Genomic DNA, 15614 nt, shown 5'->3' on the forward strand with positions numbered 1-15614 from the left:
ATGGGCATGGCCATGTCATCGGACCGGGCGGTTCCGGAGCCCCTGGGCGACCCCGGCGACATCGAGACGGAACTGCTGCACCACCTCGAACTGCGTACCGGGAAGACCTGGTCGGCCGACGCGGATGTCTTCGGCTCCGGCGGGCTGTCCTCGCTCTTCGCCATGGAGCTGGTGGTGCACCTGGAGCGGACGTACGGCATCGCCGTACGCGGCGCGGATCTCCAGATGGACAACTTCAGGACCGCGCGGAGCATGGCCGCGCTGGTCGGCCGCCTCCGCCGGCCGACCGTGGACGGCCCCGGCGCGTGACGCCGCCGCGGTGGCCCCCATGATCACCGGACTGGGTCGGCTGCCCGGGCGGCCGACCCGCGCACGTCATCGAACGCACCGTCGGTCGCGCAGTGAGCGGGACCGGTTCACATGATCCGCCGGACATGACCCAAGCCGCCCAGCCTGCCGGAGCATGTTCAGCCTCTGGCCACCACGCAGAAGGGATGCCCAGCCGGATCGGTGAGGACTCGCCAGCGATCTTCATTCGGCTGGTGATCCGGCTTGCCCGCGCCCAAATCCAGTAGCCAGGCCTCGGCCTTGTCCAGGTCGTCGACGTCGAAGTCCAGGTGGAACTGCTGGGGAACGATTTGGTCGGGCCAGCGGGGAGCCTGGTAGTCGTCGACCCGCTGGAAACCGATGAAGAGTCCGTCCTCACGGAGGAGTCCGGCAAAGTCGGCGTTGGACTTCGGATGCGTTTCGAGGCCGGTGGCCTGCTGATAGAACGCTGCCAGCACCAGGGGGTCGGCGCAGTCGAGTGTTATCGCGGACAACTTCATCAGCGGTGGCATGGCAGCTCCGGGCCGGTCGGTGACCTTCGCGATGTCACACACTAATGGGTCAGCCCTGCCCAACTCATGCGCCCGCGACCGAAGAACACCCCCGGTGCGCCCGCGACCGAAGAACACCTCCGCCAGGGCGTGCCGGCCGACACATCCGCACGGCCGTCGCTCGCGTTCAGGTGTCCATGGCCGGCAGCCCGGGCAACAGCTTCTCCAGCGTGATGGGGAAGTCGCGCACCCGCACACCGGTGGCGTTGAACACCGCGTTCGCCACCGCCGCACCAGACCCGCAGATGCCCAGCTCACCGATGCCCTTCGCGCCGAGGACGTTGGCCTTGTCGTCGTATCCGTCCAGGACGACCGCCTCGACGTCGGGGATGTCGGCGTTGACGGGGACCAGGTATTGCGCGAGGTCCCGGTTGACGAAGGCGCCGGAGCGTGGGTCGACGACGGCCTCTTCCTCGAGGGCGGCGCCGACGCCCCAGATCATGCCGCCGATCAGCTGCGAGCGGGCCGTCCTCGGGTTGAGCAGGCGGCCCACGGAGAACACGCCGAGCATCCGCCGCAGACGGATCTCGGCGGTGTCCGCGTCGACGCCCACTTCGGCGAAATGGGCTCCATAGGTGTGGATCGAGTAGTTGGTGTAGTTGGGCTCATCGCCCATGAAGCGCGTCTCGCCCTCCGCCGCCACACCGTCGGGGTGGTGGCGTGCGACCAGCTCGCTCAGCGGCTCCGACGCGCCACCGATGCGCACATCGCCGTCGGAGAACACCGCGTCCGCCGGGTCCAGGCCCCGCAGCGCGGAGCGCGCGTCGTCGTGCGCCTCGGCCAGCAGTTTCTCGCGCAGCGCCGCGCACGCCCGGTGCACCGCGGTGCTGGAGTTCGCGGCGCCCCACGAGCCACCGGATCCCCAGCTGGTGGGGTTGTCGGAACGCCCGAGCTCGATGCGCACCCGGTCGGCCGACAGGCCGAGCCCGGCGGCCGAGACCTGGGTGAGGATGGTGTACGTGCCGGTGCCGATGTCGGTCATGTCCGTCTGGACGACGGCGGTGCCGTCCGCCTCCAACCGCACCCGGGCCGCGGCCGGCCCTTGGAGATGCACCCGGATGGCGACGGCCATCCCGTAGCCGACCAGCCACCGTCCCTCGCGCCTGCTCGCAGGAGTGGTGGGGCGTTGCTCCCAGCCGAACCGGCTCGCGCCCTCACGCAGGCATTCGACCAGGTGCCGGTCGCTGTACGGCACGCCTCGCTCGGGGTCGAGGGTGGGCTCATTGCGGATCCGCAGCTCGACCGGGTCCATCCCGAGCGTATCGGCCAGCTCGTCCATCGCCGACTCGACCGCCAGCAGGCCCGGTTCCTCGCCCGGCGCGCGGACATCCGTCCCACGCGGCAGGTCGAGTGGCGTGAGCCGGTGACTGGTGAGCCGGTGGGGCGCGGCGTAGAGGCTGCGGCTGGTGGCGGCGGTCTGCTCGGCGTACTCCACGTCCGGGTTGGTGTGCATGGTGACGTCATGGGCGATCGCGGCCAGCCGCCCGTCGCGCTCCGCGCCCAGCCGGACCCGCTGGCTCGATGTGGAGCGCATGCCGATGAGCTGGAAGATCTGCTGCCGGGTCATCGCGACCTTGACCGGGTGGTCCAGCTCGCGGGCGGCGAGCGCCGCCAGGATCGTCTCGGAGTGGATGCCCAGCTTGGATCCGAACCCCCCGCCGACGAAGGGGGAGAAGACATGAATCCGTGCCGGGTCGATCCGCAGCGTATTGGCGATCGATGCCTGCGCCGCGTCGACGATCTGGGAGCTGACATAGACGATCAGGTCCTCGTCACGCGGCGCCACCAGGCACGCGTTCGGCTCGATGGGCATGGAGAACTCATACGGCGTCGTGTAGAGCTGGTCGATCTTGACCGCCGCGCCGGCGAATCCGGCATCGAAATCGCCCACTGACGTGTCCGTGGGCAGTCCGGCGTTGACCGTTTTCGGGACGTACGCCTCGCCTTCGTGCTCGGCGAAGGCGAACCGCCCCCGCCCGCCCGCGTACTCCACCTCGATGAGCTCGGCCGCCGCCCGGGCCTGCTCGAAGGTCTCGGCGACGACCAGCGCCACCGGCTCGCCGTAGTAGTGGACGTCCGGGCCGGTCAGCACCGGCTGGGCGCGCCAGTATTCGAACGGAATGGACTCATCGCGGATGCCCTGCTCGGGGGCGTTGAGATGCGTCATCACCATGCGCACTCCCGGTGCGCCTTCGGCGTCCTCGGTGTCGATCCCGATGATGCGGCCCTTGCCGATCGTCGCGCCGACGATGAACCCGTAGAGCGGTTGGCCGGCCTCCCAGTGCTCGTAGGCGTAGGCGGCCCGGCCGGCCACCTTCAGCGGGCCGTCGACACGCTGTATGGCTTGCCCGATCATCGCGCCTCCTCAGCTCGCCCGGGCCGCTTGCGCCAGCGTGCGGCACAGCGTGCGCTTGGCCAGCTCGATCTTGAAGTCGTTGTCACCCCGCCCGACGGCGTCGCGCATCGCGGCCTCGGCCGCGTCGCGATAGGTGGCCATCGTGGCCGGACGGCCCGTCAGCGCGGCCTCCGCCTCGACGGACCGCCACGGCTTGTGCGCCACTCCGCCGAACGCCACGCGTGCCCCGCCGATCGTTCCCTGATCGGCCGAGACGATGGCCGCCACCGAGACCAGCGCGAACTCGTAGGACGCCCGGTCGCGCACCTTGCGGTAGATCTGCCGGCCCGGCGGGGGCGAGGGCAGCGCCACGGCCGTGATCATCTCATCGGGAGCCAGCACCGTCTCGATGTGCGGGGTGTCGCCCGGCAGCCGGTAGAAGTCCGTGATGGCGACGCGGCGCTCCGAGCCGTCGGCCCGGAGCAGTTCGATCTCCGCGTCGAGCGCGGCCATCGCGACGGCCATGTCCGAGGGATGGGTGGCGATGCAGGAGTCGCTGGCACCGAGGATCGCGTGTATCCGGTTGAACCCGCCGATCGCCGCGCAGCCGGATCCGGGGTTCCGCTTGTTGCAGCCCGCGGCCGTGTCGTAGAAGTAGGGACAGCGCGTGCGCTGCAGCAGGTTTCCGCCGGTGGACGCCTTGTTGCGCAACTGGCCCGAGGCGCCCGATACCAGCGCCTCCGACAGCATCGGATAGCGCGTGCGCACCCGGGCATCGGCCGCTACGTCGGAATTCCGCGTCTGGGCGCCGATGCGCAGCCCGCCGTCCGGCAGCTCCTCGATGTCCCGCAGCGGAAGCCGGCTGATGTCGACCAGATGGCTGGGATCCTCGATGTCGAGCTTCATCAGGTCGAGCAGATTGGTGCCGCCACTGATGAACTTCGCGCCGGTGCGCGCCACCGCGGTGACGGCGTCCTGTGTGTCCGTCGCCCGCTCGTAGGTGAAGGACCTCATCGCCGGCCTCCCTCCGCGCTGTCGCGGATGGCCGCGACGATGTTCGGATAGGCGGCGCACCGGCAGATGTTGCCGCTCATCCGCTCGCGGATCTCGTCATCGGTCAACGCGATCCGCGGCGCGGACACGTCGGCGGTGGCGTGGCTGGGCCAGCCCGCCGCCACCTCGGCGAGCATGCCGACGGCCGAACAGATCTGGCCGGGAGTGCAGTAGCCGCATTGGAAGCCGTCACGCTCGACGAAGGCCTGCTGTACGGGGCCCAGGTGGTCGGGATCGCCCAGGCCCTCGATCGTCACGATCTCATCGTCCTCATGCATGACGGCGAGCGTCAGACAGGAGTTGACGCGCCGGCCGTTGATCAGCACGGTGCACGCACCGCACTGCCCGTGATCACACCCCTTCTTGGTCCCGCTCATGCGCAGCTGCTCGCGCAGCGCGTCCAGCAGCGAGGTCCGCGGATCCACCTCGAGACTCCGCACCTGATCGTTGACGTTCAACGTGATCGCCGAGAGGGGGGCCGGATCGCCCTGGCTCCGCCTCATGGCGTCCGTATCCGAAGCGCTCATCACGGCCCGCCTTCCTCACTAGGTGCGGAGGTCACCCCGGATGTGCGGCGCCACTGCCGGGCGCGACCCCGCGGCCCGTCGCCACCACCCGGGCACGCTCCCCTTTCTCCAGCGTCTCGCAAGAACGCGACCGTCGCACCGCGAGGGTTCCGTCACCGGCGGCCCATCTGCCACCGGTTCCGTATCCCGAGGGAAGTGACAGGGTGTGGTGTATCTGTCGCTTATCGTGGTCGTGTGGGCGGCCGTCGAGCTGAGTCGGCGAGAGTCGGCTGTCTCGTGTGGTGGCTGCGGGGATACAGTCCGGCCAAGGTCCGGATGGGTACCAGGGGAGGGGCTGGTGTGTTCGAGGTCGTGACGGTGAGTGCGCTCACCGCGTTCCTCACCGCGGTGGGGAACGGCGCCGCCGGGGAGATGGGCAAGCAGATGCTGCTCTCGACGGGCGCACTGGTGAGACGGACCCTGGGGCGGGAGACGCCGCTGCCGGCTACCCCGGAGGGCTGGGAGGTGCTGGCGCGGGAGATGCATACGCGCCTCAGCGGGGATCCGCGGCGTGGTGGCGAGTGGGCCATTCTGCTGCGGACCTTGCAGGACGATGACGTGGCGCTGCGTCCCGGTGCCGGACTCCCGCCCGCCACACGGGATTTCACCGACCGTCAGGCCGTCTTGCGGCGGCTGAAGCGCGAGGCGACCCGCGCCGCGGCGGGGCGGCCACGCGTCGCGCTGTTATACGGGCCGCCCGGGATCGGAACCAGCGCCGTGGCCCTCCACTGGGGCGCCGAGCAGATCGCTCAGTACCCCGACGGGCAGTTCTACGTCGACCTCCGGGATGCCGCCGGGGAGAGCGGACTGGAGCCGTCCGCCGTCGTGCTGCGCCTGCTGGGGCAGATGGGCGTCGAGCCCGAGGGGATTCCGCCCGCGGAGTCGGCGCGCGTGGACCTCTATCGCCGGTTGCTGGCCGGTCGCAGGGCGCTCGTGGTAATCGATCACGCGTCCTCGGCCGCGCAGGTCCGCGCCCTTGTCCCGGCCACGCCGGAGGCCTTCCTGCTGGTGGTCGCCTCCGGTCCGGCCTTCGCGCTGGAGGCCGAGCGCATCGAGGTGCCGCCGCTGAGCGACCGGGACGCGGTGAAGATGCTGCGCAAGGTGGCAGGCCCGGAGAAGGTGGCGCTGGCCAAGCCCCGGATGCCGTCCCTGCTCGGCCACTGCGCGGGCAACGCCTTCGCCCTGAAGGCCGCGGCGATGAGCCTGCTCGCCGAGGAGCCGCCCCTGCCGGAGGACGTGGTGGGGTCCGCGGCGCGCCATCCGGTCCACGGCATGGTGCGCAGCGCCTGTCGCCGCCTTCGGCCGGAGACGGCACGGCTGTGCCGGCTGACCGCTCTGGGCGGCTGGCCCGCGATCGACGCCCGGCTGGCGGGGGACACCGCGGCGGTCGGCCACCAGGAAGCCGCCCAGATGCTCGCCGAAGCGGCCGACGCACAGCTGGTGGAGGCCCTGGGCGACGGCCGGTACCGCTTCCGGCCCGAGGTGCGGCGCGTCCTGGCGGACACCGCCGCCCTGGAACACGGGATCCCGGAGTGCTCCGCGGCGATGTCCCGGGCCCTCGACGGGCTGCTGAACCGAGCTTTGCACGCCGCACACGCGGCGCTGCCGCAGAGTTGGCGGACCGAGCCGGCACCGGCGCGGGGCACTGCGTACCGCGACGAGGCCGAGGGCATGGCGGCGCTGCTGGCCGAGACCGGAAACGTGGTCCGGGCGGTGTCCGTGGCGGAGGAGTACCAGCACATCGACACGGCGATGCGCATGGCCCGCGCACTGTGGCCGGTGCAGCTGAAGGCCGGCTTCTGGGACGAGGTGCTGCCCGCCCTGCGGATCGCGGCCCGGTGTGCCGACCGGCATCACGCGGATTCCCGCATGGCGGGCGCGCTCCACTTCCAACTGGGCCACTGCCTGGGCGAATTGAGGCTGTGGAACGAGGCCGACCGCGCGGTGCGCACCGCCGCCGCGTGTGAACGCGCCGCGGGACACCTGCGGGGCGAGGCGTCGTCCGTGGAGATGCTGGGCCTGCTGAAACTGAACGACTGGCGGTACGACGCGGCGTACGAGCGGTTCGTCGAGGCGGAGCGCATCTACCGGCGGATCGCTCCCGGCCAGGAGGGCGCGGAGGATCTGCCACGTGCCCTCGCCCTGGCCGAACGCCACCAGGGGCGTGCCCTGCGCGGTCTGGGCCGGCTGGAGGAATCCCGCGTCCGTCTGGAGACCGCCCGCGACTTCTTCGCGGAACGGGGAGAGGCGTACAACCAGGCCCGCGCCCTCACCGACCTCGCCGAGACGCTGCACGACGCCGGCGACGACGCCGAGGCGCTGACGAAGATCGCCGAGGCCGAGCGCCTGCTCAACCCGGAGAAGGCGACTCCGCACCTGAACCATCTCGCCCGTCTGCGGCAGCGCTGCCAGACCCCGCGCTAGCGGGCACCACCGCCACCGGGTGCACGCCGCCGGCCGTGTGCACCCGGAGCGTCGTCCCACCGGGCGGCACGGCCTTGCCGCCCGCCAGCCAGGCGTGCAGCGAGGAGGCGTACGCGGCCGGGTCGGCGTCCGCACCCGGGCCCGCCTTCAGCTGGAACACGCCGTGGTCCCGGCCGCGCACCGTGCACCGGTCCGGCCCGCTCACGTACACCGCGAGCGCACAGTGCGGATGCCGGTCCAGCACCTCCGCGCTCCACTTCTCCGGGCCACCGAGACGGGGGTCGTCCGGCTGTCCCTCGCGTACGATCACGTCGGCCAGGGCCAGGTCGCCGGGGTCGCGGGTGTCCTCGTGCACGGCGAGGTGTGTTTCGCCGGCCGCGTCGTACGGGTGCCCCGTGGTGCGCTCGATCCGGACCTCGGTTCCGTGCACACGGGTACGGACGTTCAGGGGAGCCGTGCGCCGCGGGGGATCGTACGGTGGCAGGGGCAGCGGCTCCAGCAGCGCGGGGGCCGCGGGCTCGGGGAGATCCATCAGGCCGTAGAAGAGCCGCCGCAGCAGCGCCGCCGAGGCACCCGGGGCCGAACTGGTGAACTCCGCCGGACCGGCGAGCGGGCGGTGCCACGCCAGCAGTTCCTCCAGCTGATCCCGTGGCGGGCCATGCGGATCGAGCCGCGGCGCCTCCCGGACGAACGTGGCGAGTGGCGCCGCGGGATCCAGCCTGTCCTGTGCGGCGGACGCCAGCAGTACGGGGATGCCCAGCGCCGCGGCGTAGTAGGACACCGCCCCGAAATCCCCCACCACGACATCCGCCGCCAGCAGCGCCTGCCGCCACGCGTGCACGGGGTCGATCAAGGTGAGACCGCTGCGGCGGGCCCGGTCCAGCCACACCCGGATCTGGCCCGGGCCGTGTCCGTACCAGATGTTCGGATGCAACACGGCCACCAGCCGATAGTCGTCGGCCGGCAACTCGGCGGCGAGCCGGGGCAGCAGACTCGGCAGGACGTCATGGCCACCGCCGTTTCCGAAGAAACCCTCAGGGTTCCACGTGGAGTTGAGCACCACGAGCCGCTGACCGCGCCGCACACCCAGAGCCCGCCGGAAGCGCTCACGGTAGGCGCGGCCGGCCAGCAGGCGGTCGAAGCACGGATCACCCGCGAGGACGGCCGCCTCCTCGGCTTCGGGGCATACCCGCCGCAACCGCTCCAGCTGCTCCGGATGGGACAGCACGAGGCCGTCCACGAAGGGCTCGCCGTTCGCGAGCAGCCACTCCGGTGACAGCCCGAACGTGGGCTCGTCGCCTCCGGCTTCCGTCACCAGCAGCTTCTTGGTGTATCCGACGCCGTGGGACAGTACGGCTAACCTGCCGGGCAGGCGGTCGAGTCGACCACCGAAGCTCGCGGAAACCGCCAGGTCCACCGGTGTTGCCAGCGCCTGTTCCCAGGGCAGCACGGGCAGGCCCAGCTCGGCGAACAGCTCGCGGATTCCCCCTTGGAAGGCGGACGACTCCGTCGAGGTGGCCAGCAGCTGCACCCGAAAGTCGTCGTGGAACAGCGGCAGCACGTCCAGCAGACGTCCGGCGGAGGTGACATTGTGCACCACCAGCAGGACACGGCGAGGGGTGGCCCGGCTGGCCCAGCGATCGGAGCCTTCCCCGACCGGGACCCGAATCGCCAGGGGATCGGCTGCCCCCACTCGCCACCTCCTGCTGGTCACGCGACGTCCTCGGTATGCCGGATCACCCTAGCCAGGTGGTCGAGCGCACGCTGACGCCCGGCCGCGACGTGGTCCGTGGGTGGCCGTACGGGCCGGGGGAGCGCAGGTGTAAGCCGGGCGGCTCCCGGGCACCCGCGCCCGGAAAGGATCACGCCTGTCAAGACAGCGGGCCCGGTCCGCACGCCTGGCCGGGACCGCGGAACGGAAGGCCATGAGCAGCGGTTTCATGGGTCCGGGGGACTTCGGTCCAGACCCGTTCGAGGAATTCATGGCGCGATTCCTCGGCGGCGGGCCGCGCCCCGGCCTCCGCCACATCGACATCGGCCGCCTGATGAGCGACCCCGCCCGGCAACTCGTCGCCGACGCGGCCTCCTACGCCGCCGAACACGGCAGCACCGACCTGGACACCAAGCATCTGCTGCGTGCGGCGCTGGCCACCGAGCCGACCCGGGCGCTGCTGGCGGGGGCGGGCGCCGACACCGACGCGCTGGCCGCGGAGATCGACCGGATGAGCGGCGAGGGACCGCCGCGCACCCAGCTGGCCATCACCCCCGCGGTCAAGCGCGCCCTGCTGGACGCGCATGAACTGGCCCGTGCCAACGGCGACTCCTACATCGGTCCCGAGCATGTGCTCGGGGCGCTGGCCGCCAACCACGACTCCACGGCCGGCCGCATCCTCAACTCCCTCCCCTTCGGCCCCACGGCGGCCGAGGGCGGCCCGCAGAGCGCACCGGGCCGGCCGCCGGTCAGCGGGGCCGGGCAGCAGTCCGGCCGGCGGCAGGACACGCCGACCCTCGACAAGTTCAGCCGGGACCTGACCGACCTCGCCCGCGCGGGGCGCATCGACCCGGTCATCGGCCGTGAGCAGGAGATCGAGCAGACCGTCGAAGTGCTGTCCCGCCGGGGCAAGAACAACCCCGTGCTGATCGGCGACGCCGGTGTCGGCAAGACCGCCATCGTCGAAGGGCTCGCCCAGCGCGTCGCAGAGGGAGACGTCCCCGACATCCTGCTGGATCGCCGGGTGGTCGCCCTGGACATGTCCGCCGTCGTCGCCGGCACCCGCTATCGCGGCGACTTCGAGGAGCGGCTGAGCGGCATCATCGACGAGGTCCGTACCCACTCCGAGGGGCTCATCGTCTTCATCGACGAGCTGCACACCGTGGTCGGCGCGGGAGCGAGCGGCACCGAGGGCGGTTCGATGGACGCGAGCAACATGCTCAAGCCCGCCCTGGCCCGTGGCGAACTCCATGTCATCGGCGCCACCACACTGGAGGAGTACCGCCGCCACATCGAGAAGGACGCGGCGCTGGCCCGGCGCTTCCAGCCCGTCCTGGTCCCGGAGCCCTCCGCGGCCGACGCGGTGGAGATCCTGCGCGGCCTGTGCGACCGCTACGAGGCCCATCACCAGGTCCGCTTCACCGACGAGGCGCTGGTCGCCGCCGTGGAGCTGTCCGACCGCTACCTCACCGAACGGTTCCTGCCCGACAAGGCCATCGACCTGATGGACCAGGCCGGCGCCCGGGTGCGCCTGCGCTCGCGTACCAAGGGCACCGACACGCGAACCCTGGAACGCGAGGTCGAGCAGCTGACCCGGGACAAGGACCAGGCGGTGGCCGCGGAGGAGTACGAGCGGGCCACCGAACTGCGCGACCGCATCGGCGAGTTGTGCCGCAGGATCGAGACCGACCACGGCACCGAGCCCGACGACGGGCAGAGCCTGGAGGTCACCGCCGAGGACATCGCCGAGGTCGTCTCCCGCCAGACCGGGATTCCGGTGAGCAACCTCACCCAGGAGGAGAAGGCCCGCCTGCTCGGGCTGGAGGAACACCTGCGCGAGCGGGTCATCGGGCAGGACGAGGCCGTCGGCGCCGTCGCCGAGGCGGTGCTGCGCTCCCGGGCCGGACTGGCCGACCCCGGCCGTCCCATCGGCAGTTTTCTCTTCCTCGGCCCGACCGGCGTCGGCAAGACCGAGCTCGCGCGGGCGCTGGCGGAGGCACTGTTCGGCAGCGAGGACCTGATGGTCCGGCTGGACATGAGCGAGTACCAGGAGCGGCACACCGTCAGCCGGCTGGTCGGCGCCCCGCCCGGCTACGTCGGCCATGAGGAGGCCGGGCAGCTCACCGAGGCGGTGCGCCGCCGCCCCTACGCGCTGCTCCTGCTCGACGAGATCGAGAAGGCCCATCCGGACGTCTTCAACACACTGCTCCAGGTGCTCGACGACGGCCGGCTCACCGATGCCCACGGCCGCACGGTCGACTTCCGCAACACGGTCGTCGTGATGACCAGCAACCTCGGCTCCGAGGCCATCGGCGGGCGCGGCGCCCTCGGCTTCGGGACCGCCGAGGCCGAGACGGACGAGCAGGCCCGGCGCGAGCGCGTTCTGCGACCGCTGCGCGAGCACTTCCGCCCCGAGTTCCTCAATCGCATCGACGAGATCGTGGTCTTCCGGCAGCTCACGGACGAGCATCTGCACCGGATCACCGATCTGTTGCTGGAGGAGACCCGCCACCGGCTGGACGCCCAGGACATCGCCGTCGAGTTCGCCCCGGAGGCCGTCGACTGGATCGCCCGGCGGGGCCACGAACCCGCCTACGGTGCCCGGCCGCTGCGCCGCACCATTCAGCGCGAGGTCGACAACCGGCTGTCGCGACTGCTGCTGGACGGCGACATCTCCTCCGGCGACCGGGCCCGGGTCGAGGTCGCGGACGGACACCTGGTGTTCCACACCACCGACACGGCCTCGAAGGCGAAGCGACCGTGACGCTCACGGCGGGCCGCGACCGCCACGCCGTGCCCGGCGCGCTTTCCGCCGTATCGTGGAAAGAGTCCACCGGGGCCACCGTGTGGTACGGGTCGTGCCGGTGGCGGCCCCGGGCAGGCGGCGTCCCGAAGGCGGAAAGGAGCGCATCGGAGATGGATCAGACGAACCCCGCCCCGGACCCCGAGCGCAACTCCGGACTACGGCCCAGCGTGGGCGTGCCCCCGGGGGAGACCCCACCGGCCGAGGACGGCCTCTCGGAGGCGGGCCCCCAGGAGACGTACAACCCCACGAAGGGCTGGTCCAAGGGCCCCACGATCATCATTTGGGCCTTTGTGGCGCTGTTCGCGGCCTTCTGCGTCGCGTTCGCGATCGCCGTGCTGTAGCCGACCAGGGAGGCCGGCCCCCGCGTGTCCGGCACTCGGGGGCCGTCGGAGTGCCGTGTGCCAGGTGTCGCCCTCCTGCCTCTCCACCGACTCGTGGCCTCGCATGTCATGTTCACCTTCCGGAGTGGCTGGGAACACGGGGGTGGACGCGAAGGAGGCCCGTTGATGCATGACGACCACGAGGCGCCGAGGAACGCGGGCGGTGAAGTGCGGTCCGGCCGTGCGGAGACCCGGGAGGAGCGGGCCGACCGCAAGTGGGCCGAACTGCTGCAGGAGGTGAGGGTGACGCAGACGGGTGTGCAGATTCTGTTCGCCTTCCTGCTCACGGTCGCCTTCACCCCGCACTTCCAGAGCCTTGGCCAGGTGGACCGGTCCATCTACGTGGTGACCGTCCTTCTGGGTGCGGCGGCCACCGGCGCGTTGATCGCGCCGGTTTCCTTGCACCGGATCGTCACCGGACGCCGGCTGAAGCCGGAAACGGTGGACTGGGCCGCCCGCTTCACCGTGGCCGGGCTGGTGCTGCTGCTGTGCACGGTGGCGTCGGCGCTGCTGCTGATCCTGCGTGTCGTCGTGGCCGACGCCACCGCGGCCTGGCTGGCGGGCGCGGCCTTGATCTGGTTTGTGCTCTGCTGGTTCGTCCCCGCGGTCTGGCTTTTCCATCGCTCGCGCAGGGAGAGCTGAGGATCGCGCGAACGGCCGCTGAGACGGGCGGGCCCCTGACACGGGCCCGTGAAGGACCGCTGACGGGCCCCTGAAGTCCGCTGGAGCGCTGCCCGCTGTAGGGGCGACGCCCGGCCGCCCGGCCCGGTGTCGCACGGTTTCCTGTCCAGGTGGCGGGGCACCCGTCGCCCATGGATCACATGGAGGCTCCCGTCCTGGAGGCCCTGGCCCGGTACCACGAGCGCGGGGCCCTCCCCTTCACCCCGCCCGGGCACAAACAGGGCAGGGGCGCCGACCCGGAGGTCGTCAAGGTCGTGGGTGAGGAGGTGTTCCGCGCCGACCTCCTCGCCTTCGGTGGCCTGGACGACCGGCTGGGGTCGGGCCGCGTGCTGGAGCGTGCCGAGGAGCTGATGGCGGACGCGGTGCGCGCCGAGCACACGTTCTTCTCGACCTGCGGCAGCTCGCTCTCCGTCAAGGCGGCGATGCTGGCGGTCGCCGGCCCCCACGAGACCCTGCTGGTGGGCCGGGACGCACATAAATCGGTGGTCTCCGGCCTGATCATGTCCGGTGTCCGGCCGGTCTGGGTGGAACCCGAGTGGGACGGTGCCCGCCACATCGCGCATCCCCCGTCGGCCGCGTCATTCGAGCGGGCGTTCGATGCGCATCCGGAGGCCAGGGGCGCCCTGGTGACCAGCCCCACGCCATACGGATCCTGCGCCGATCTGGCGGGGATCGCCGAGATCTGCCATCGACGCGGACGCCCGCTGATCGTCGACGAGGCGTGGGGAGCGCATCTGCCGTTCTGTGTCCAGCTGCCGAGCTGGGCCATGGACGCGGGTGCCGACGTCTGCGTGACCAGCATCCACAAGATGGGCAGCGGCCTGGAGCAGGGCTCGGTGTTCCATCTGCGGGGCGACCTGATCGACCCGGCCGTCCTGAAGTCCCGCGCCGATCTGCTCGGCACCACGAGTCCGTCCGTGCTCCTCTGCGCGGGAATGGACGGGTGGCGTCGGCAGATGGCGCTGAACGGCGAGGAACTGCTCGGCGCGGCGCTGCGCCGGGCGCATGCGGTACGCGAGGAGATCGGCGCCGTCGACGGACTCCACGTGGACGGGCGCGCGGACTACGTGGGCCCGGGCCTCGCCGCTGACTTCGACCCGTTCCCGGTCGTCATCGATCTCACCGAGCTCGCGGTCAGTGGCTACCGGGCGGCCGACTGGCTCCGGGAACACCACGACCTCAACGCCCATCTGGCCGACCACCGGCGGATCAGCACCCAGCTCACCCACGCCGATGACCCCTCGACGACCGGCCCGCTGCTCACCGCGCTGCGCGACCTGGTCGGCCACGCGGACGATCTGCGGCCCGCTCCCGAGGTGGCCGTACCCGCACCGGGCGGGTTGCGGATGGAGCAGTCCTGCCTGCCGCGGGGCGCCTACTTCGGCTCCGTGGAGGACCTGCCCCTGGCCCGCGCGGCAGGCCGGGTGGCGGCCGAGATGGTCACCCCCTATCCACCGGGCATACCGGCCGTGCTGCCCGGCGAGGTGCTGAGGCAGCCGGTCCTGGACTATCTGCGCACCGGAGTGAGGGCCGGGATGAACCTCCCCGACGCGGCCGACCCCGGCCTGGACACCATCCGCGTCCTGGTCGAAGGGACCGGAGCCGACTGACGACGGACCGGCGCGGTCGGCTCGAGTTGGCTCCCCGACCCCGATAGAGACAGAGCCCGACCCCGACAGAGACAGAGGCAGAGGGAACAGTGAGCGAAACGCGTCCGGCGAAGCAGACCCGGCTGATGCCCCTGCCCACGGCGCGGGGAGAGGTGTCCGGCGCGCTCGTCGACGCCCTCGTACGGGAACCCGGCGGCGCGACACTGCCCGTCGGCCCATCGCTCCACGAGGCCGATCCCTACGGCGATGATCTGCAGCTCGCGCTGTACGTGTGCTACGAACTCCACTACCAGGGCTTCTCCGGTGTGGACGACGCGTGGGAGTGGGACCCGGATCTGCTCCGGGTACGGCAGGCACTGGAACGCCGCTTTCTGGCCGCGCTGCGCTCCGATGCCACCACCCACGACGACCCGGACACCGCCGTGGCCGAGCTGCTGGTGGAGCCGGCCGACGGAACGGGGGTGTCGCACTACCTCCGGGACGAGGGTGAGCTGTGGCAGCTGCGTGAGTACATCGCGCATCGGTCGCTGTACCAGCTCAAGGAGGCCGACCCGCATGTGTGGGTCATCCCGCGGCTGCGCGGCCAGGCCAAGGCGGCGATGGCGGCGGTGGAGTACGACGAGTTCGGGGCCGGGCGCGGGGAGCGGGTGCACCAGGAGTTGTTCGCCGATCTGATGACCGACCTGGCCCTGGACCCCACGTACAACCACTATCTGGACGCCACATCGGCGCGGATGCTGGCGGTGGTCAACATGATGTCGCTGCTGGGGCTGCACAGGGCGCTGCGCGGCGCCCTGGTGGGACACTTCGCGACGGTCGAGATCACCTCCTCACCCGCTTCCGACCGGCTGGCCCAAGCGCTGCGACGGCTCGGTGCGGGCGAGGCGGCGGTGTTCTTCTACACCGAGCACGTGGAGGCCGACGCCGTCCACGAGCAGGTCGTACGCCACGGGGTGATCGACGAGCTCCTGAAGCGCGAACCGACACTGGCCGCGGACGTGGCATTCGGCGTCGACGCCACCGTGTTCCTGGAAGACCGCCTGGCCGAGGAGCTTCTGGGTGCGTGGCGGGAGGCCCGATCCTCACTCCGCGCCCCGCTGTGATCCCGGCTGCCCCGCTTCCGCGGACTCCGGCTCGGGCACCGTCGCCCCGGTAGCGCGACCAGGCAGC

General features: G+C 71.5%; 12 protein-coding genes. 7 read left to right on the plus strand and 5 right to left on the minus strand.

The features are described from left to right. Entirely contained in the window at positions 1 to 309 is a 309-nt protein-coding gene (locus J8403_RS41535; protein ID WP_211127714.1) for an acyl carrier protein, read from the plus strand. Positions 310 to 467: 158 nt separating this feature from the next. Here J8403_RS41535 and J8403_RS41540 read toward each other — a convergent pair whose 3' ends face one another. From J8403_RS41540 to J8403_RS41555, 4 genes are all read right to left on the minus strand, one after another. After that, positions 468 to 839: a VOC family protein gene (locus J8403_RS41540; RefSeq protein ID WP_211127715.1), complete on the minus strand. Its 372-nt coding sequence runs from the start codon at positions 837 to 839 to the stop codon at positions 468 to 470. Between the two features lie 166 nt (positions 840 to 1005). Next, entirely contained in the window at positions 1006 to 3234 is a 2229-nt protein-coding gene (locus J8403_RS41545) for a xanthine dehydrogenase family protein molybdopterin-binding subunit (RefSeq protein ID WP_211127716.1), read from the minus strand. 9 nt (positions 3235 to 3243) lie between these two features. Next, positions 3244 to 4227 carry an FAD binding domain-containing protein gene (locus J8403_RS41550; protein ID WP_211127717.1) on the minus strand — a complete coding sequence of 328 codons (984 nt, stop codon included), beginning with the start codon at positions 4225 to 4227 and terminating at the stop codon, positions 3244 to 3246. Then, a complete protein-coding gene (locus tag J8403_RS41555) occupies positions 4224 to 4793 on the minus strand; it encodes a 2Fe-2S iron-sulfur cluster-binding protein (protein WP_211127718.1) in 570 nt (189 codons plus the stop codon). Before J8403_RS41555 ends, J8403_RS41550 begins: the two co-directional genes overlap by 4 nt. A 339-nt stretch (positions 4794 to 5132) precedes the next feature. Here J8403_RS41555 and J8403_RS41560 point away from each other — a divergent pair, with 339 nt between their 5' ends. After that, on the plus strand, positions 5133 to 7256 hold the full coding sequence (locus tag J8403_RS41560) for a P-loop NTPase family protein (RefSeq protein WP_211127719.1): 2124 nt from the start codon (positions 5133 to 5135) through the stop codon (positions 7254 to 7256). On the opposite strand, the gene J8403_RS41565 is transcribed toward J8403_RS41560, so the two are convergent. Continuing rightward, positions 7183 to 8949 (minus strand): UDP-N-acetyl glucosamine 2-epimerase, encoded by a 1767-nt coding sequence (locus J8403_RS41565; protein ID WP_211127720.1) that lies wholly within the window; start codon positions 8947 to 8949, stop codon positions 7183 to 7185. The genes J8403_RS41560 and J8403_RS41565 overlap by 74 nt on opposite strands. Before the next feature lie 232 nt (positions 8950 to 9181). Between J8403_RS41565 and J8403_RS41570 the strand changes: the two genes are divergently transcribed. The 5 genes from J8403_RS41570 to J8403_RS41590 all read left to right on the plus strand — a co-directional run bounded on the left by J8403_RS41570 (position 9182) and on the right by J8403_RS41590 (position 15547). Further along, positions 9182 to 11731: an ATP-dependent Clp protease ATP-binding subunit gene (locus tag J8403_RS41570; RefSeq protein ID WP_211127721.1), complete on the plus strand. Its 2550-nt coding sequence runs from the start codon at positions 9182 to 9184 to the stop codon at positions 11729 to 11731. 152 nt (positions 11732 to 11883) lie between these two features. After that, on the plus strand, positions 11884 to 12114 hold the full coding sequence (locus J8403_RS41575) for a DUF6480 family protein (RefSeq protein ID WP_211127722.1): 231 nt from the start codon (positions 11884 to 11886) through the stop codon (positions 12112 to 12114). A gap of 165 nt (positions 12115 to 12279) precedes the next feature. Further along, a complete protein-coding gene (locus J8403_RS41580) occupies positions 12280 to 12795 on the plus strand; it encodes a DUF6328 family protein (RefSeq protein WP_211127723.1) in 516 nt (171 codons plus the stop codon). 170 nt (positions 12796 to 12965) lie between these two features. Continuing rightward, positions 12966 to 14444, plus strand: coding sequence for an aminotransferase class I/II-fold pyridoxal phosphate-dependent enzyme (locus J8403_RS41585; RefSeq protein ID WP_211127724.1), 1479 nt, complete (start codon positions 12966 to 12968; stop codon positions 14442 to 14444). An 89-nt stretch (positions 14445 to 14533) separates the two neighbouring features. Then, positions 14534 to 15547 (plus strand): iron-containing redox enzyme family protein, encoded by a 1014-nt coding sequence (locus J8403_RS41590; protein ID WP_425519874.1) that lies wholly within the window; start codon positions 14534 to 14536, stop codon positions 15545 to 15547. The last annotated feature ends 67 nt before the right edge of the window (positions 15548 to 15614 follow it).

This window comes from Streptomyces yatensis, from assembly GCF_018069625.1.
In the GTDB taxonomy this organism is placed as follows: domain Bacteria; phylum Actinomycetota; class Actinomycetes; order Streptomycetales; family Streptomycetaceae; genus Streptomyces; species Streptomyces yatensis.